This window comes from Microbacterium murale, assembly GCF_014635185.1.
In the GTDB taxonomy this organism is placed as follows: Bacteria; Actinomycetota; Actinomycetes; order Actinomycetales; family Microbacteriaceae; genus Microbacterium; species Microbacterium murale.
In genome coordinates this window covers 317353-335431 of record NZ_BMCM01000001.1, presented here as the reverse complement: position 1 = coordinate 335431, position 18079 = coordinate 317353, and the positions used below count along the sequence as shown (strand labels likewise).

The window sequence follows — 18079 nt, the reverse complement described above, 5'->3', positions numbered from 1 at the left end:
ACGAAAGGAAAACCATGACACAGCTGAAACGAGCCGCGCGGTTCGCGGTCGGCGCAGGAGTCGCAGCCCTCCTGCTGGCAGGATGCAGCGCGGGGTCGGCCGCGGAGACGCCCGACTCCGCTCCGGCCGGCGCCGATGCCGCGGCTGACGGTCCGCGCGTCGCCGTGGCGTACGCCGGCGGTGTGCTGATCGTCGACGGCGAGACCCTCGAGGTGATCGATGACCTGCCGACCGAGGACTTCGTCCGCCTCAACCCCGCAGGCGACGGGCGGCACGCCTTCGTGACCACGTCGGAGGGTTTCCAGCTGCTCGACGTGCGCGAGCCCGAACTCACCGACCACGTCGTCGAAGCCGCTGCCGCAGGGCATGTCGTCCGACACGGCGGCAAGACGGTGCTCTACGACGATGCGACCAGCGACACCACGGTCTTCGACACGGACGCCCTGGCTGACACCGACGGCAGTCTTCCCGAGGCGCAGGTCATCGAAGGAGTGGAAGCGCACCATGGCGTCTCGGTGGTGCTCGAGGACGGCACCTTCGTCACCACTGTCGGCGATGCGACGGGTCGCTCCGGCATCCGCGCCGTGGATGCCGCCGGCGCCGAGATCGCGACCAGTGCCGAGTGCCCCGGAGTGCACGGCGAGGGCACCGCGAAGGGTGAGGCGGTCGTCTTCGGCTGCGAGAACGGCGCGCTCGTCTTCGACGATGGCGAGATCACCAAGCTCACTTCTCCTGACGAGTTCGGCCGCATCGGCAACGCGTATGTCTCCGAGAACAGCCCGCTCGTCGTGATGGACTACAAGGAAGACCCCGACATGGAGGGCTACCTCCTGACCGACATCGCGTTGGTCGACACCGAGGCGAAGACCCTCGACAAGGTCGCTCTTCCTGACGGCATCAGCTACACGTTCCGCGGCGTGACGCGTGTCGACAGCGGTGACGCTGTGCTCATCGGCTCCGACGGCAGGCTGCACGTCATCGACCCGGCGACCGGTGCCGTCACGGCATCCTATGACGCGATCGACGCCTGGGAGGGGCCGAGCGAGTGGCAGCAGCCGCACCCGGCGATCGCCGCCCTCGGCGACGTCGTCTATGTGACCGACGCGGCGAACAGCACCATCATCACGCTGGATGCCGCCACCGGCGAGACCCTCGCGACCGGGGAACTCCCACAGGTCCCCAACGAGATCGCGGTCGTCGGATAGCACCGAAACGATGCCGCCGGTCGACGGTACTCGTCGGCCGGCGGCATCACGGGGTCAGCGGATCGGGTGTTCAGCGGATCAGGCCGAGCGTCTCCGGCAGCCACATCGACAGCGCCGGCACGAAGGCGACGATGAACAGGCCGACGACGAGCGCCCAGAAGAAGGGCCACAGGCGCGTGATGACCTTCTCGATGCGCACGTTCCCGACCCTTGCCGCGACGAACAGGTTGTTGCCGATGGGCGGGGAGATGTTGCCGAGGCACATGTTGAAGACCATCATCGCGCCGAAGTGGATCGGGCTGACGCCCATGGCGGTCACGACCGGCAGGAAGATCGGCGTGAAGATCAGGATGGCGGGCGTCGGATCCATCACGGTTCCCGCCAGCAGCAGCACGATCATGATGATGATGAGCACGACCACGACGTTGTCTGTGAAGCCGAGCAGACCCTCGGTGACCAGCTGCGGGATGCGCGCGAACGCCAGCACGTAGCCGAGAATGCCGGAGACGCCGATCAGCAGCATGATGATGCCGGTGACCTTCGAGGCTTCGAGGATGATCTTCGGCAGCTCACGCACCGGAAGGGTGCGCTGGATGAGCCCGAGGATGAAGCAGTAGAGCACCGCGATCACCGCGGACTCCGTGGCGGTGAAGAACCCGCTGAGGATGCCGCCGATCACGACGAAGATCATGAGCAGCGCCGGGAGCGCCTTCAGGAACACGATCATCGTCTGCCCGAACGTCGGGCGGGGCGTGCCCTTCGGCATCCGCAGTTCTGGATGCTTGCGTGCATACAGTGCGACGACCGTGACGCAGACCACGGCCCACAGCAGTCCAGGACCGACGCCTGCCATGAACAGCGCGCCGATCGAGGTGCTCGAGACGAGCGAGTAGACGATGAACGTGTTGCTCGGCGGGATCAGCATGCCGGCGGGCGAGGATGCTGCGTTGACGGCCGCGGAGAACGCGGGGTCGTACTTCTCCTGACGCATCCGCGGCGTCAGCACGGTGCCGATGGCTGCGGCCGACGCGACCGACGCGCCGGAGACGGCGCCGAACATGGTGTTCGCCACGACAGTGGTCTGTGCCAACGAGGCGGGAAGGCGACCCGCGACGACCTGCGCGAGATCGATGAGGCGGGCCGCGATGCCACCGGTGTTCATGAGTCCGCCTGCGAGGATGAAGAACGGTATCGCGAGCAGGCTGAACGAGTTGCTGCCCTGGAAGATCTTTTGAGCGGCGGTGAAGGTCGCGCCGTCCCATTCTCCGAGGAGGATGAAGATCGCTATGGCGGATGGCAGTCCCATGGCGACGGCGACGGGAAGGCCGATGGCGATGCCGATCGCGATGCCGGCGATCAGGACGACCGCGGCGATGAGGGTGATGGGGTCCATGATCAGATCGCCTCACTGATGTCGTTGGTGTCGGGAGTCGGGTCCTCGACGCCTGCGATGAGTCCGATGATCTGCACGATCGAGTAGAACAGGATGAGCACTCCGGCGATCGGCATGATCATGTAGATCTCGCCGATCGTCAGCGGAAGCGAGGAGAGGCTCTGGTGCCAGGCGTTCTGCGCGACGGCGATGCCGCCGATGATGAACACGGTGACGATGAAGAAGATGACGATGAGCTCGATCACGACGGCTGCGGCGCGACGCCACAGCAGCGGGAGCTTCTCGATGAGGATCTCGACCGCGATGTGCCCGCGCTCGGAGAACACGTAGGCGGCGGCGATCATGGCGAGGACGACGAAGCTGTACTGCGCGGCCTCCTGCGTCCACGGCGCCGTGTTGTTGAGCACCTCGCGGGTGAAGACCTGCCAGGCGACGATCGCGACCAGCGCGACGAAGACGATGATGCACAGCCAGCCGAGCAGCAGGTCGACGCCCTTGCGGACGCGATTCATCACGGCGAGTGGGCCGTGCCATCGGGTGGGGCGATCGGGCGCACCCTGATCGGCATCGTCGGGTGGGTTCGTGGTCACGGTGTCCTCCGTTCAGGCAGGCAGCGGATGCTGTCGCCGAATTCGCACGCGTCGTTGCGGGTGGAGCGGGACGCGGCCCGAGAAGAGGGCGCTGGAGGGACCTGATCGGCCCCTCAGCGCCCTCTTGCCGGTCGCGTCTGGTCCTTACTCTGCAGCGCCGCGGATGGCTTCGTAAAGGGTGGTCTGCGAGTCCTCGGTGAGGAATTCGTCGAGCAGCGGCTCGAGCGCTTCGGTGAAGGCCTCGGTGTCGACCTCGGAGAACTCGGCTCCGCCGGCCTCAGCGTCGGCGATCGCCTTCTCCGTGTCGGTCTTCCACAGCTCGGTGTGCTGCTCCCACGCAGCCGTCCAGCCCTCGTCGAAGGCCGCACGGTCCTCCTCGGACATCTCAGACAGCGTGTCACTGTTGATGATCAGGAAGTCGGCGCCGACCAGGTGACGCGTGAACGAGAAGTACGGTGCGACCTCGTGGTGCTTGTTGCTGAAGTACGAGATCTCGTTGTTCTCGGCGCCGTCGACGACACCGGACTGCAGGCCGCTGTAGACGTCGCCGAAGGGCAGCGGCGTGGGAGACGCGCCGAGGGCTTCGATCATCGCCATGAAGACGGGGCTCTCCTGCACGCGGATCTTCTTGCCCTCGAGGTCGGCGGGCGTCTCCGCGATGGTGTCCTTCAGGTAGATGCTGCGCTCGCCCTGGGTGAGGCCGCCCACGACGTCGATGTTGTTGCTCTCGGCCAGCGAGCCGTACAGGTCGCCGACGATCTCGTCGTCGGAGAGCACGGACATCTGGTGATCGATGTCATCGAACACCTTCGGAAGGCTGAAGAGTACGAAGTCCTTGTTGAGGTTCTCGAGCTGCGGCGCCGAGACGATCGCGAGGTCGATGACGCCCTGGCTGACCGACTGCAGGTACTCGTCCTGGTTGCCGAGTGTGCTGTTCGCGTGCACCTCGATGTCCCAGCGGCCGTCGGTGTCCTCCTTGAGCTGCTCGCCGAACGCCTCGAGGGCGATGAACGAGGGGTGCGTCTCTGGCTGGTTGAGGGCGAGCTTCATGACTGTGGTGCTCGTGCTGCCGCCGTCGCCTTCGCCGCCGTTGCCGGCTCCGCCTGAGCATCCGGCGAGTGCGAGGGCGGTGATCGCTGTGGTCGCGATGAGGGCGACCCTGGTGTTGCTCCGCATGTGGTTCTCCTTTGAGCGCTGTGATTTCGGATGACGATCGGCGTCGATCGGTCCGGCCACCATTCATTCATCCATCTGCATCGAGAATCTGGCAACCAGTTGCCACGGATTGCCGCGCCCGCTCGCACGGCGCTGCGATCAGTCTTCGTCGCCCTCGTCGGCGGCCGGACGCCCGCCGTTGGGCCAGTCATTGGTCGGATGCGACGGCCCCGTCGACGCGCGGATCACGAGCCGCGCGGGCAGCAGTGCGGTCTTGAGCGGTCCGCCCGGTGACGTCCGCGGCACTCGCGGTGTGCCACGCAGATCATCGAGCAGCGTCTGCACCGCCACAGCGCCGAGCTGGCGCAGGGGAGCCGCGACCGTCGTCAGCTGCGGGGTGCAGAAGTCGGCGCCGAAGATGTTGTCGAAGCCGACGATCGAGACATCGTCGGGAATGCGGATGCCGAGGCTCTGCAGCCCGCGCATCAGGCCGATCGCCAGCAGGTCGTTGTAGGCGATCACCGCGGTGCTCGGTGTCGCCGCGAGCTCGCCGGCGGCGGAGAGGCCACCGGCCTGCGTCGGCGAGAACGGGCCGATCCGGCGTGCGCGCAGCCCGAGCTCGTGACACGCTTCGCGCAGCGCCTGCCAGCGGATGCCGTTGGCCCACGAGGCGTCGGGGCCCGCCACGTAGGTGATGCTCGTGTGCCCGAGCGCGCCGAGATGCTCCACCGCTCTGCGCATGCCGCGTGCGTTGTCGGTCGCGACACTGGCGATATCGCTCATCGAACGGTTGAGGACGACGGTCGGGCGCTGCTTCGCTGCCACCCTGATCGACGAATCCGACATCCGCGATGTCGCCAGCACGACGCCCTCCACCATCGGGAGCACCCGGTCCAGTGCCTGACGCTCCGCCTCGACCGACTCCTGCACGTCGGCGACCAGGAGGGTGTAGCCCGCCTTCGTCGCGGTGTCGTCCGCGCCGCGCAGCAGTTCGAAGAAGAACGGGTTCGTGACGTCGGCGACGATGATCGCCAGCAGCGAGGTCTTGCCCGTCGGCAGTGCGCGGGCGAGCGGATTGGTGCGATATCCCATCTCTGTCGCGACCTGCCGGATGTGCTCCGCAGTCTCGGCGTTCACTCGGCCAGGGCGTGAGAAGGCCCTGGACACGGTCGAAGGGGCGACGCCGGCCGCGGCCGCGACGTCATAGATCGTCGGGCGCGACCTCCGACCTCCGCCGTACTTGCCTTCGTCCGTCATGCGGTGAGCATAAGCCGGACGTGCAACTGATGGCAACCGATTGCGGTCTCTTGCCGTCCACGCCTGAATGAGGGGAAGAACAGGCAGCGCTGTGCGCACGACGATGGGGAACCTCTTGAACGAGGACATGCTCGCTGAGACCGAGATGGCAGAGTCGGAGCTGGGGCGCCTCGGCCTGGGGCACGTGCGCGTCCGCCCCTACGGAGGCCTCGCCTGCCTCGATGTTCCGCTCGGCGAGATCGCGTCCATCACGGGCGAACCGCTGCGCGCCGAAGTGCTGCGCGCGGTGCGCGGCGCGGGATTCGACCGCGTCGCCGTGAACATCGATTCGGAGTGATTCCGACGCGAAACGGATCCCATGGCCACATATGGCAACCGGTTGACGTCCCTGCGCGGCGCCTGAATCATGGAGGAATGCCTGCACCGCTCGAACTCGATGCCGACCGCCTCCTGCCTGTGGAACCCGCGCTAAGGAGCGTCGCTCGCGATCTGTACTCGTCGATCGCGGACCTGCCGATCATCTCCCCGCACGGTCACGTCGATCCGGCGATGCTGCGCGACGATCTGCCGTTCTCCGACCCGGCAGAGCTGTTCATCACCAAGGACCACTACGTCACGCGCCTGTTGCATGCCGCCGGTGTCGATCTCGCATCGCTCGGCGCGGGAAGCGCTGCCGGCGCCGACCCTCGCTCCGTGTGGCGACTGTTCGCCGAGAACTGGCAGCTGTTGGCAGGCACGGCATCGGGCTACTGGCTCACCCATGAGCTCGTCACGCTCTTCGGGATCGACGTGGAGCCGTCCGCCGAGACGGCGGACGCGACGTACGACGCGATCGCCGCGCGACTGAGCGATCCCGCGTACCGGCCGCGCGCGCTGTTCGAGCGCTTCGGCATCGAGGTCCTCGCCACGACGGACGATCCGATGGACGACCTCGCCGTGCACGCGGCACTCGCCGCGGACGACACCTTCCGCGGTCGAGTGCTTCCGACCTTCCGTCCTGACGCCTACCTCGACCCGACGGCTGCCGGTTTCGCCGATCGTGTCGAGCGCCTCACTGCGTCGAACGGCACGGCGACAGATGATTTCCGGGGCTACCTCGCGGCGCTCGAAGCCCGCCGAGCGCACTTCATCGCGCACGGAGCGGTCTCTGCGGATCACGGTGTCATCGAGCCCTACACGGTCGACCTCACCGACGACGAAGCATCCGCTCTCTATCGTCGTGCGGTCGCCGGCGAGCTGGATGCCGCAGGCGCGCGCGAGTTCCGCGGCAACATGCTGCTGCGGATGGCGGGGATGAGTGCACGCGACGGTCTCGTCATGACGATCCATCCCGGTGTCTACCGCAACCACTCCTCGGCGACCTTCGAGGGCTTCGGGCCCGACACCGGCCATGACATCCCGCTCACCACGTCGTACACGCAGAACCTGCGTCCTCTTCTGGAGAAGCACGGCCTCGAGCGCGGTCTGCACGTCGTGCTGTTCACGGTCGACGAGACGGTCTACTCGCGTGAGATCGCTCCGCTCGCCGGCTTCTACCCGAGCGTCTTCATCGGGGTGCCGTGGTGGTTCCTCGATGCACCGGATGCCGTGCTCCGCTTCCGTGCGTCCGTTACCGAGACCGCGGGCTTCTACCGCGGTTCCGGCTTCATCGACGACACCAGGGCGTTCCTGTCGATCCCGGCACGTCATGACATGGCTCGCCGCCTCGACTCCGCCTTCCTCGCGCGCCTGGTGGGCGAGGGGCGCATCCCGCTGGCGCAGGCCGAGCGCATCGCGGTCGATCTCGTCACCACCGTGCCGCGGAAGGCGTTCAAGCTGTGACCGAGACGGTCATGACCGCGCTGAGTCGCGCAGCGGCGGCCGATCGCGCAGGGCGCTCGTTCGATCGTGCGCCGGTCCGCATCGCACATCTCGGGCTCGGCGCCTTCCACCGCGCCCACCAGGCCTGGTACACCGACATCGTCGATGAGGCGAACGAATGGGGCATCCGCTCCTTCACCGGGCGCAGCCCCGCGGCAGCGCAGGAACTCGATGCGCAGGACGGCCTGTACTCGCTGATCGAGCGATCAGCGGCCGGCGACAGCATCGCACTCATCGACAGCATCGTCGACGCGGTCGATGGGGCCCGCGTCGATGTCCTCGCCGAGACCCTCGCCGACCCTGCCACGGCGCTGGTCACCCTCACGATCACCGAGGCGGGGTACGCGCTGGATGCCGCGCACGAGCCAGATCTCGCGGACGAGACCGTCGCTGCCGACGTCGAATGGCTGCGCACGCATCTCGCCGCGGACCGCCTCGAGCTGTCGAGCGCGCCGACCACGGCCCTCGCGCGACTGCTCGTCGGGCTCGAGGCGCGTCGTCGTGCGGATGCGGGGCCGATCGCCGTCGTCTCGTGCGACAACCTGCCCGGCAACGGCGAGCTGACGCAGCGGGCCCTGACCTCGTTCGCTCGACTCGCCGGTGCATCCGACACGCTCGCCTATCTGAATGAGCACGTGGCCTTCCCGTCGACGTCGATCGACCGGATCACGCCGAAGACCACGCAGGCCGAGATCGAGCTCGTGAGGGACGAGACCGGGTGGGACGACCGCAGCCCGGTCGTCACCGAGCCCTTCCACGATTGGGTCATCAGCGGCGAGTTCCCCGCCGGCCGGCCTGCCTGGGAGAAGGCGGGAGCGCGCTTCGTCGACGACATCGACCCCTTCGAGCGTCGCAAGCTCTGGCTGCTCAACGGCTCGCACTCCTTCCTCGCGTATGCCGGCGCAGCCCGCGGCCACGAGACCGTCGCGCAGGCGATCGGCGATCCGGTGATCCGCGGCTGGGTGAACGAGCTGTGGGATGAGGCCGCACGTCATCTCACCGAGCCGCACCTCGGCATCGACGACTACCGTGCTGCTCTTCTGGAGCGTTTCGACAACGCCCGCATCCAGCACCTGCTCGCGCAGATCGGCAAGGACGGGACGACGAAGCTGCGCCTGCGCATCCTCGAGGTGCTGCTCGCCGAGCGCTCCGCCGGTCGCGATGGAGCTGCAAGCATCCGCGTGCTCGGCGCGTGGGCCGCTCGTGCGCTGGACGGCGCGCTGCCGGAGGACACCAATGGCCAGGCAGTGGCCGATGCCGCGTCTCGGGGCGAAGGCGCGATCCCGGCGCTGCTCGCGCTGATCGACGAGCGCCTCACAGAACCCGAAATCGTCGCAGCGGTCGCCCGTGCCGCCGCGAACTTCACTCAGAACTGACACCCTGGAGGAATCATGATCATCGAAAAGGCTGAAGTCATCGTCACCAGCCCCGACCGCAACTTCGTCACTCTGAAGCTGACGACGAACGAGGGGCACACTGGTCTCGGCGATGCGACGTTGAACGGCCGAGAACTGGCGGTCGTCGCATACCTGCAGGAGCACGTCGTGCCGCTGCTGGTCGGCTCCGACGCGTCGCGCATCGAGGACACCTGGCAGTTCCTGTACCGCTCGGCCTACTGGCGCCGCGGTCCGGTCACGATGGCCGCGATCGCCGCCGTCGACATGGCGCTGTGGGACATCAAGGCGAAGGCGGCGGGAATGCCGCTGTACCAGCTGCTCGGCGGCGCATCCCGCTCGGGTCTGCTCGCGTACGGCCACGCGTCGGGCAAGGAGCTGCCCGAGCTGTTCGACTCGATCCGCTCGCACCAGGAGCAGGGCTACCGCGCGATCCGCGTGCAGACCGGCGTCCCGGGCCTCAAGGCCATCTACGGCATCGCGTCGCAGGCGGCCGACACCGGCGGCGGCGAAGCGCGCTACGACCACGAGCCGGCACGCCGGGGTGCGAAGCCGGTGCAGGAGGACTGGGACACCCGTGCGTACCTGCGTCACCTCCCCGGTGTCTTCGAAGCTGTTCGCAACGAGTTCGGCCCTGAGATGCCGCTCCTGCACGACGGCCACCACCGTGTGACGCCGCTGCAGGCCGCGAAGCTCGGCAAGTCGCTCGAGCCGTACGATCTCTTCTGGCTCGAGGACTGCACCCCGGCTGAGAACCAGGAGGCGCTGAAGCTCGTCCGTCAGCACACCACGACGCCGCTGGCCATCGGTGAGATCTTCAACACGGTGTGGGACTTCAAGGACCTCATCCGCGACCAGCTCATCGACTACATGCGCGGCGCAGTCACCCACATGGGTGGTATCACCCCGCTGAAGAAGACCATGGACTACGCGGCGCTGTACCAGATCAAGTCGGGCTTCCACGGCCCCACCGACATCTCGCCGGTCGGCATGGCGGCTCAGATGCACCTGGGGCTGGCGATCCACAACTTCGGGATCCAGGAGTACATGCAGCACGGCGCGAAGACCGACCAGGTGTTCGAGCAGTCGTTCACCTGGAAGGATGGCCTGCTGCACCCGGGTGACAACCCGGGCATCGGTGTCGAGCTCAACATGGACGAGGCGGGCAAGTACCCGTACGAGCAGGCCTACCTGCCGTACAACCGCCTCGCCGACGGAACTGTTCATGACTGGTGATGCGAGACCGGGCGAGAGCGCGCCTCTGATCTGTGTCATGGGCGTCTCGGCCGCAGGCAAGTCCACGGTCGGGATCGCTCTGGCCGCGGCGCTCGGCGTCACGTTCGAAGACGCCGACCCCCTGCACTCGGAGGCCAACCGCGCGAAGATGAACGCGGGGACGCCGCTGACCGACGAGGACCGCTGGCCGTGGCTCGATGCGGTGGGCGGCCGGTTCGCCGCTCACGAGAGCGATGGTCTCGTGCTGGCCTGCAGCGCGCTGCGTCGCGTCTACCGGGACCGCATCCGCGCGGCGGCGCCCGGCGTGCTGTTCGTGCATCTGCACGGCTCGCGGGAACTGCTCGGCAGTCGGGCGGATGCGCGGACGGGGCACTTCATGCCGCCAGCGCTGCTCGATTCGCAGCTTGCGACGCTGGAAGAGCTCGACTCCGACGAGGCCGGCATGGTCGTCGTGGTCGACAAGACGCCCGAGGAGATCGTGCGCGAGATCCTCGAACGGCTCGGGGCTCGTTCGGGTCGTTGAGCGTCAGAGCAGTGCGAGCACGCTGTCGTAGGCAGTATCGGTGACGTGCGGGCCCGCCCCGTCGAACACCCGTGTCGTCCCCGGTCGTGAACGCCAGGCCGGCCAGCCCGGATCCCGATCCGTGATGAAGCGCACCGCGGCCGCGTGCATCTCGTCTGCGAGCGACTGGGGTGGGTGCGCCCCCGCGAGGGCCTCCACCCGCTCCCGGTCGAGGCCGTCGAACCAGAACGGCACGTCGAGGCAGTGGCACGCCCAGCCCTTGGCGGGCGAGACCCAGCTGAACCGATAGGCCCAGGTCGGGGCATCCGCTCTGTTCCTCGCCTCCGCGACGCGCGGCACGAGCGCGCGGAACACGTGGTCGCTGATGTAGCGCCCGATCATCGCGGCGGTGCCCTTCGCCCGCTGCGGCGCATTCGCCTCGAGGTACGCCCGGCGTGCATCGCGATTGCCGAGGAAGAGGCGCATCAGCAATGCCGCGGGGATCAGTCGCAGCTTCGATCGCTCGCGCTCCGCGACCATCGTGAACTCGTCATCGGCGGCGCCCAGCAGCAGCGGCTTGTCGCCGCCGACCCCCGCACGCAGCGCGTCGACGGTCGCCTCGGAGATGAGGTCGCCGTCGATCATCGGCCCCCACGACGGGCCGCTCGCAAGCTGATCGGCAAGCGCGGCCAGGCCGTGCTTGGCGCTCGCGGCCTCGCTCTGCAGACCGTGCAGTGCGGCCTCGTCGACGGAGCGGAAGCCTTCGACATCGGCGGTGACGCCTGCGAGCGCAGCCAGCCGACTCGAGCGCTCTCGAGCGTGATCGAGCGGCACGTCGGCCAGCGCACCTGAGATCGAGATCGCTCCGCGGAACAGATGCTGCGCCGACCGCATCCCGAGCAAAGCCAGTACGGCTCCGCCGCCCGCGGACTGCCCGCCGATCGTCACGCGGCTCGGGTCGCCGCCGAAGACCGCGATGTTCTTCTGCACCCATTCGAGGGCGGCGATCCAGTCGAGCACTCCGCGGTTGTGGGGCGCGCCCTCGATGAAGCCGAACCCGTCGAAACCGAGCCGGTACGAGATCGACACCGTCACGACGCCGTCGCGATTGAAGGTGCTGCCGTCGTACCAGGGGCTTGCGGGTGAGCCCTCGGTGTAGCCGCCGCCGTGGATCCACACGAGAACCGGCAGTGACGCATCCAACGAGGGCGTGAAGACGTTCACGTTCAGGGTGTTGTCGCCGGCGATCGCGGGCTCGGGGATGAGTGTGTCGGTGCCCGTTGCGCGCAGCGCGGTGGCGCCGTACTCAGTGGCGTCGCGCACGTCGGTCCACGGCTCGGGTGGCACGGGCGCCGCATATCGGAGTGCGCCGATAGGCGCTCTGGCGAACGGGATGCCGAGGAAGGCTGCGGATGCCGCGGGTGTGCCGTGGTCTCGCCAGAAGCCGCGCACGCGACCGGAAGCAGTGGTGGCGATGGGCGATGCGGTCACGACTAGAGAGTATCGGGGTGCCTCGTGATCTTCGTCTGATGAGTGCGACACAAAGTGTCGCTATGTGAGACACGGCGTGCCATACTGGCCGCAACGATGCACGAGGAAACGTTGTGACCAAACCTCTGGCGGGTCCACAGACCCTGCTGCGAACGATGAACGTGAGAGCGATCCTGGAGGCGCTGGCACGACGCGGGCCGTTGACTCGAGCGGAGTTGATGGGTGAGACCGGGTTGTCGCGGACAGCCGTCACTCAGGTCCTTCGGATGCTCGAAGCCGGGGACGCCGTAGCAACCGCTGGGGTGGACCGAGCCACGCGTGGTCCGGCGGCGACCCGGGTCTCCCTTCATCCGGGGCTCGGATTCGCGGCGGCCGTGCATGTCGACCACGCCTCGATGCACGTCACGCTCGTCGACCCGACCGGTGCAGTACGCGCCCAGAGCGATGCGCCGCTCGGTCACATCGAAGAGCGCGCCGCCGACATCGCCGCTCTGATCGCCGAGTGCCGCCAGGATGCGCGGGGGCCGCTGCGCCATGTCGTCGTCGCCATGCCGGGGATCGTCACGCCCGACGGCGAGATCAGAGACGACCAGGGGCCGGACGGCGGTGCGTTCCGCACAGCTCTCGTCGCCCACGTCGAGTGCCCCGTCCACATCGAGAACGACGTGAACCTCGCCGCGCTCGCCGAATCGGACAACGGAGTCGGACAGGACCTGTCGAGCTTCACGCTCCTGATGATCGACCAGGGACTCGGCGCGGGCACCGTTCTCGACGGGGTGCTGCGTCGCGGCGCCGCCGGAATCGCGGGCGAGGTGCAATACGTTCCCCAGCCGCCGGTGCCGATCGGCGTGCCTGTGCTCAACGAGGACGTCGTGGAGGATCTCGCGCTCCTGCACGGCAGGGATCCGGCTGACCCGCTGCTGGTGCACCTCGACGCCTGTGCCGATGGCGATACCGCGGCGAAGGCGATGGTCGACGAATTGGCGAGGCGTCTCGTGATCGTCGCGGGCAGCGTGACGCTGGTGATCGATCCGGAGGCGTTCGTCCTGGCGGGTCACGCGGCGCATCCGTGTTTCGTGGCCGCGGTCGACCGCGCGGCAGAGGCGCTGTCGCATCTGCTCGCGCTGCGATTCGTCCCCTCGGCGTTCGGGAGAGAGGCGACGATGGTCGGCGCGATCGGTCAGGCGGCATCCGCCCTTCGTGAATCCATGTTCGCCAGGTTCGCCTCAATCGGCGGCATGGTCGCCCGATGACGGCGCCATCGGATCTCACAACCCGACTTGGACTCGGCGGCGAAGCGCGCGCGATCATCCTCAACGCGGATGACTTCGGCATGTGCCACGCGGCGAACGAGGCGATCACCGAGCTGCTGGTCGCCGGTCACCTCGATTCATCGACGGTCATGCTGCCGTGCGCATGGGCGCCGGAAGCGCTCCAGTTCGCGGCTGCGCATCCCGATGCGAGCGTGGGCGTGCACCTCGTGCTCACCAGCGAGTGGAGCCGCTACCGCTGGCGCCCGCTGACCGGCGCGGGGACGAGCCTCGTCGATCGCGACGGCTGCTTCCCGACCGAGGTGCGAACCGTGGAAGAACGGGCATCGATGGAAGACGTCACGGCCGAACTCGCGGCGCAGATCGACGCCGCGCTCACCGCCGGCGTCGACGTCACGCACCTCGACAACCACATGGGTTCGGTCTACGGGCTCTACACCGGGAGGGACTTCCTCGGCCCCGTGTTCGCGCTCGCCTCCCGTCACGGGCTTCCGTTCCGGCTGCCCCGGATCGCCGACGGCGTCGGTATCGACACGGCGATGCAGCCGGCGCTCGACCGTGCCACTGCAGCCGCGGACGCTGCGGGGATCGTCATCCTCGACCGACTCTGGACGCATCCGTTCGAGTTGGCGGGCGAGGGCACCGACGCTGAAGAGACGTACGAGCAGATCCGTGACGGCTTCGTGGCGCTGCTGCGCGCGGTGCCTGCGGGGGTGACCGAGATCTATCTGCATCCGATGGTCGACGGGCACGAGCTGCGCGCCGCGGTCGATTACGGCGCGGCGAAACGCGGCTACGAGCGGCGGCTGCTCTCCGATCCTGTCATTCGCGAAACCATCGAGCAGGAAGGACTCATCCGGATAAGCTGGCGTGCGCTGCGCAGTGTGCAACGCAATCTTTGAGTGACGCGCAGCGCCAACGGGAGCCTTAGCAATGAGCCTTGCAGCGCGTATCCGCGATCGTCGTCTGGATGCTGCGCCCACCCGCGCTCAGTCTGTGGCATTCGGGGCCTCTGGGTTCCCGATCCAGTTGATGGCGCAGACGTTCTCCGCGTTCGTCGTCTACTTCTACGTCGCCCACCTCGCCGTGCCTGCGGAATGGGTGGCTGCCGCGATGATCGCGCACGGCATCCTGAACGCCCTGCTCAACCCGCTGGTGGGGGCGCTGTCCGACCGGATCCGCACGCCGTGGGGGCGTCGGATTCCTTGGATCGGGCTCGGGATCGTTCCGCTCGTCGTGGCGTTCGCGCTGATCTGGATGCCGCCGGCGCTGTCCGCAGGCGGCCTGATCGCCTGGTTCCTCGTCGTCGTCGCCGTGTACGACATCGCGTTCGTGGTGGTCGTGCTGAACATCTCCGCGCTGTTCCCGGAGATCTTCCGCACGACGGCCGAGCGCTCCCGCGGCAATGTGCCGCGGCAGGTGTTCGCGATCGTCGGCATGATCCTCGGCACGGCCGGAGCCCCGCTGCTGTACGACAGCATCGGCTGGCCCGGCATGGCGATCGCGTTGGGTCTGGTGTGCTTGGTGCTGTTCGTCTGGTCGTTCGCCGGCGGGATGCTCGAGCGTCGAGGCGAGGTCGCCTTGGAAGCCCCGATGAAGTGGACGGCGCAGCTGCGCTACACCTTCGCGAACCGCGCGTTCGTGCCGTACGTGCTCGGGTCGCTGTTCGTGCAGACCGCGATAGCCGTGATCCTCGCGGCCATCCCGTTCTACGCGCGGTACTCGCTGCATGCCGCGGAGGGGGAGAGCAGCATCCTTCTCGGTGTGATCTTCGTCGTCGCGATCCCGGCGATCCTGTTGTGGAGCAGGGTGGTGCAGCGCACGTCGCCGCGGACGGCGGTGCTCTGGGCGGTCGGAGTCTTCGCCGTCGCGGTGCTCGGTTACCTGGTGCCGGGTTCGGTGCTCGGTGCGGCGCTGGTCGGCGTCGCGGTCGGTGTCGGAGTCGGCGGACTGCTGCAGCTGCTCGAGGTCGTGCTCGCCCAGATCATCGACGACGACGCCGCGCGCACGGGGCATCGGCGTGAGGGCGTGTACTTCGGCGTGAACGGGTTCGTCGTGCGCGGGTCCGTGGTGCTGCAGGCGGTCGTCGCCGCGTGGGTGCTGAATGCGAGCGGCTTCGATGCCGCGCTCGGCGATGCTCAGCCGGATGCCGTAGACGGCGGCATCCGGATCATGCTCGCCGTCGTGCCGATGGCCTTCACGATGCTGGCGTGGGTGTGCTTCTTCCTCTACCCGATCCGCGCCCGCGACGTCGTCGCAGCACCTTGAGTCGGTCTACTCGGCCGCGCGCCGCGCCTCCCAGCCCGTGCGCACCATCTCGTCGACTGTATAGCGCATCTTCCAATCCAGGTCGCGGGCGGCGAGCTCGCCTGTCGCCACGATGCGGTCTGGGTCGCCGGCACGGCGAGGGCCGATCTCGGGCGTGAAGTCGATGCCGGTGACGCGCACGACGGCATCCATGATCTGCTTCACGCTCAGGCCGTCGCCGGAGCCGAGGTTGTACGCCGGTTCGATGCTCTCGCCGGACGCCAGGCGTTTGGCTGCCGCCACGTGAGCGGCCGCGATGTCGCCCACGTGCACGTAGTCGCGCACGTTCGTGCCGTCTTCCGTGGCGTAGTCGTCACCGTTGATGCGGGGAGTCTTGCCGGCGAGCAACGCCTCGAACACAATCGGGAAGAGGTTGTGGGGGCTGACGTCGTAGACGGTCGGGTCGGCGGATCCGACGACGTTGAAGTAGCGCAGCGAGGTGTGGCGCAGCGGATGCTCGGACTCGGCCGTCGCGATCGCCTGGTCACGCAGCATCCACTCGCCGATCAGTTTGGACTCACCGTAAGGGCTCGCCGGCTTCTTCGCGGTCTCCTCGACGACCAGTGGCACGTCGGGGGTGCCGAAGACAGCAGCGGAGGAGGAGAAGACGATGTTGCTGACGCCGGCGGCTTCCATCGCCTCGAGGATCACGCGCGTGCCCTCGACGTTCTGGGCGTAGGTGTGCAGCGGCCGCTGCACCGAGACCCCGGCGTACTTGAAGCCCGCGACGTGGATGACGCCCTCGGCCCGGTGGTCGCGGAGCGCCTTCTCGACCAGGTCGCAATCGAGGATGCTGCCCTGAACGAACGGCACGCCCTCCGGGACGAACGACGCGACGCCACTGGACAGGTCATCCAGCACGACCGGTGTGAGCCCGGCATCCGCGAGTGCACGCACGACGTGCGCTCCGATGTAGCCGGCTCCGCCGGTGACGATCCAGGACATGTGGCTCCTTCTCCTCGAAGCATCCATTCTTTCAGGCCCGACACCGCCTGCCGGACGGGTGTCAGACGCCGGCGACGAGGGCGCGGGCGGCCTGCTGGTGCTCGGCGATGAGCGCCTCGACGTCCAGGCCGACGACCTCGCCGTCGCGCACACGCCACTCGCCGCCGACCATGACGCGGTCGGCGCGCTCAGCGCCGCACAGCACGAGAGCGGCGATCGGGTCGTGAGAGCCGGAGAACGCGAGGCCGTCGAGCCGGAACATCGCGAGATCGGCCTGCATGCCGACGGCGATCCGGCCGATGTCGGTGCGGCCGAGGGCAGCTGCGGATCCGGCGGTCGCCCAGTCGAGCACGCGCGCACTCGAGACCTGCTCGGTGCCGTACCGCAGCCGCTGCAGGTACAGCGCCTGGCGCACCTCGCGGATCATGTTGGAGGCATCGTTCGACGCGGAACCGTCGACGCCCAGCCCGAGCGGCACTCCGGCATCCTCCAATTCCACGGCACGCGCGATGCCGCTTGCCAGGCGCATGTTCGAGGTGGGGCAGTGCGCGACCGCAGTGCCCGCGGCACCGAGCGCCGCGATCTCGTCCTCGTTGAAGTGCACTCCGTGCGCGAGCCAGGTGCGATTCGACAGCCATCCGACCGAGTCCAGATACTCGACCGTGCGCATGCCGAAGCGCTCGCGACAGAACTGCTCCTCGTCCAGCGTCTCGGCGAGGTGGGTGTGCAGTCGCACGTCGAGCCGCTCCGCCAGCGTCGCCGAGTCGGCCATCAGCGACGTCGTCACCGAGAACGGCGAACACGGTGCGAGGCCGATCTGCACCCTCGCGCCGTCACCGCGCTCGTGGTAGCGATTCACCAGCCTCTCCGAATCCGCGAGGATGACATCTGGATCCTGCACGGTGCGCTGCGGAGGCAGCCCGCCGTCGTCCTCTCCGAGCGACATCGAACCACGCGTGAGCATCGCGCGCATGCCCAGCCGTCGGGTGACGTCGACCTGGATGTCGATCGCATCGTCCATGCCGGTCGGGAAGAGGTAGTGGTGATCGGCCGCCGTCGTGCAGCCGGACTGGAGCAGTTCGGCCATCGCCACGGTCGTCGCCAGCTCCAGAGCCCGAGGGGTGAGCCGCGCCCATACCGGATACAGGTTGACGAGCCACCCGAACAGCGGAAGATCCGCGACCGGCGCCCAGGCCCTGGTGAGGGTCTGGTAGAAGTGGTGATGCGTGTTGATGAGGCCGGGCGTGATCACATGCGAGCCGGCGTCGAACACCTCGTCGACCTGTGGTTGCTCGCCACGACCGACCAATTCGACGATCGTTCCGAGCGCCGTGTCGACGACGATGCCGCGCGCAGCGGCCGCGGGATCGGCATCCGATCCCAGGTGAATCGCGAGCGGATCGCGGAGCCAGATACGTGTCATGGTGTCGCCTACTCTCTGGCGACACAGGGCTGGGGCTCGGGCCGCCAGCT

At 68.0% G+C, this 18079-nt stretch carries 16 protein-coding genes; 9 read left to right on the top strand and 7 right to left on the bottom strand.

Annotated features, from left to right (window positions below):
- The first annotated feature begins 14 nt into the window (after positions 1-14).
- The gene (aztD, locus tag IEV67_RS01555) at positions 15-1205 is read left to right on the top strand and encodes a zinc metallochaperone AztD (RefSeq protein ID WP_229702628.1); all 1191 of its coding nucleotides are present in this window, start codon (positions 15-17) and stop codon (positions 1203-1205) included.
- Between the two features lie 70 nt (positions 1206-1275).
- On the opposite strand, the gene IEV67_RS01550 is transcribed toward aztD, so the two are convergent.
- The 4 genes from IEV67_RS01550 to IEV67_RS01535 all read right to left on the bottom strand — a co-directional run bounded on the left by IEV67_RS01550 (position 1276) and on the right by IEV67_RS01535 (position 5600).
- Positions 1276-2598, bottom strand: a complete 1323-nt coding sequence (locus IEV67_RS01550) for a TRAP transporter large permease (RefSeq protein WP_188434771.1) — start codon at positions 2596-2598, stop codon at positions 1276-1278.
- Between the two features lie 2 nt (positions 2599-2600).
- Positions 2601-3188: a TRAP transporter small permease gene (locus IEV67_RS01545; protein ID WP_188434770.1), complete on the bottom strand. Its 588-nt coding sequence runs from the start codon at positions 3186-3188 to the stop codon at positions 2601-2603.
- A gap of 144 nt (positions 3189-3332) precedes the next feature.
- A complete protein-coding gene (locus IEV67_RS01540; protein WP_188434769.1) occupies positions 3333-4364 on the bottom strand; it encodes a TRAP transporter substrate-binding protein in 1032 nt (343 codons plus the stop codon).
- Positions 4365-4502: 138 nt separating this feature from the next.
- Positions 4503-5600, bottom strand: coding sequence for a LacI family DNA-binding transcriptional regulator (locus tag IEV67_RS01535; protein WP_188434768.1), 1098 nt, complete (start codon positions 5598-5600; stop codon positions 4503-4505).
- Positions 5601-5727: 127 nt separating this feature from the next.
- Here IEV67_RS01535 and IEV67_RS01530 point away from each other — a divergent pair, with 127 nt between their 5' ends.
- The 5 genes from IEV67_RS01530 (at position 5728) to IEV67_RS01510 (ending at position 10613) form a co-directional block, all read left to right on the top strand.
- Positions 5728-5937 carry an adenine nucleotide alpha-hydrolase family protein gene (locus IEV67_RS01530; protein WP_188434767.1) on the top strand — a complete coding sequence of 70 codons (210 nt, stop codon included), beginning with the start codon at positions 5728-5730 and terminating at the stop codon, positions 5935-5937.
- 77 nt (positions 5938-6014) lie between these two features.
- A complete protein-coding gene (gene uxaC, locus IEV67_RS01525; RefSeq protein WP_188434766.1) occupies positions 6015-7421 on the top strand; it encodes a glucuronate isomerase in 1407 nt (468 codons plus the stop codon).
- Positions 7418-8836, top strand: a complete 1419-nt coding sequence (locus IEV67_RS01520; RefSeq protein ID WP_229702627.1) for a mannitol dehydrogenase family protein — start codon at positions 7418-7420, stop codon at positions 8834-8836. The genes uxaC and IEV67_RS01520 overlap by 4 nt, the downstream gene beginning before the upstream one ends.
- 15 nt (positions 8837-8851) lie before the next feature.
- Positions 8852-10090 (top strand): D-mannonate dehydratase ManD, encoded by a 1239-nt coding sequence (gene manD, locus IEV67_RS01515; RefSeq protein WP_188434765.1) that lies wholly within the window; start codon positions 8852-8854, stop codon positions 10088-10090.
- Positions 10080-10613 carry a gluconokinase gene (locus tag IEV67_RS01510; protein ID WP_188434764.1) on the top strand — a complete coding sequence of 178 codons (534 nt, stop codon included), beginning with the start codon at positions 10080-10082 and terminating at the stop codon, positions 10611-10613. The genes manD and IEV67_RS01510 overlap by 11 nt, the downstream gene beginning before the upstream one ends.
- A gap of 3 nt (positions 10614-10616) precedes the next feature.
- Here the strand turns inward: IEV67_RS01510 and IEV67_RS01505 are convergent, their stop codons facing one another.
- Positions 10617-12083 carry a carboxylesterase/lipase family protein gene (locus IEV67_RS01505; protein WP_188434763.1) on the bottom strand — a complete coding sequence of 489 codons (1467 nt, stop codon included), beginning with the start codon at positions 12081-12083 and terminating at the stop codon, positions 10617-10619.
- A 113-nt stretch (positions 12084-12196) separates the two neighbouring features.
- Between IEV67_RS01505 and IEV67_RS01500 the strand changes: the two genes are divergently transcribed.
- From IEV67_RS01500 to IEV67_RS01490, 3 genes are read left to right on the top strand one after another with little or no spacing between them, the layout of a single operon-like run.
- Positions 12197-13336, top strand: coding sequence for an ROK family transcriptional regulator (locus IEV67_RS01500; RefSeq protein ID WP_188434762.1), 1140 nt, complete (start codon positions 12197-12199; stop codon positions 13334-13336).
- Positions 13333-14256 carry a polysaccharide deacetylase family protein gene (locus IEV67_RS01495; RefSeq protein ID WP_188434761.1) on the top strand — a complete coding sequence of 308 codons (924 nt, stop codon included), beginning with the start codon at positions 13333-13335 and terminating at the stop codon, positions 14254-14256. The genes IEV67_RS01500 and IEV67_RS01495 overlap by 4 nt, the downstream gene beginning before the upstream one ends.
- Before the next feature lie 31 nt (positions 14257-14287).
- Positions 14288-15622: an MFS transporter gene (locus tag IEV67_RS01490; protein ID WP_188434760.1), complete on the top strand. Its 1335-nt coding sequence runs from the start codon at positions 14288-14290 to the stop codon at positions 15620-15622.
- Positions 15623-15628: 6 nt separating this feature from the next.
- Here IEV67_RS01490 and galE read toward each other — a convergent pair whose 3' ends face one another.
- Positions 15629-16606, bottom strand: coding sequence for a UDP-glucose 4-epimerase GalE (gene galE, locus IEV67_RS01485; protein WP_188434759.1), 978 nt, complete (start codon positions 16604-16606; stop codon positions 15629-15631).
- Positions 16607-16667: 61 nt separating this feature from the next.
- Complete coding sequence (locus tag IEV67_RS01480) at positions 16668-18029, bottom strand: 8-oxoguanine deaminase (protein WP_188434758.1); 1362 nt, start codon at positions 18027-18029, stop codon at positions 16668-16670.
- Positions 18030-18079: the final 50 nt, after the last annotated feature.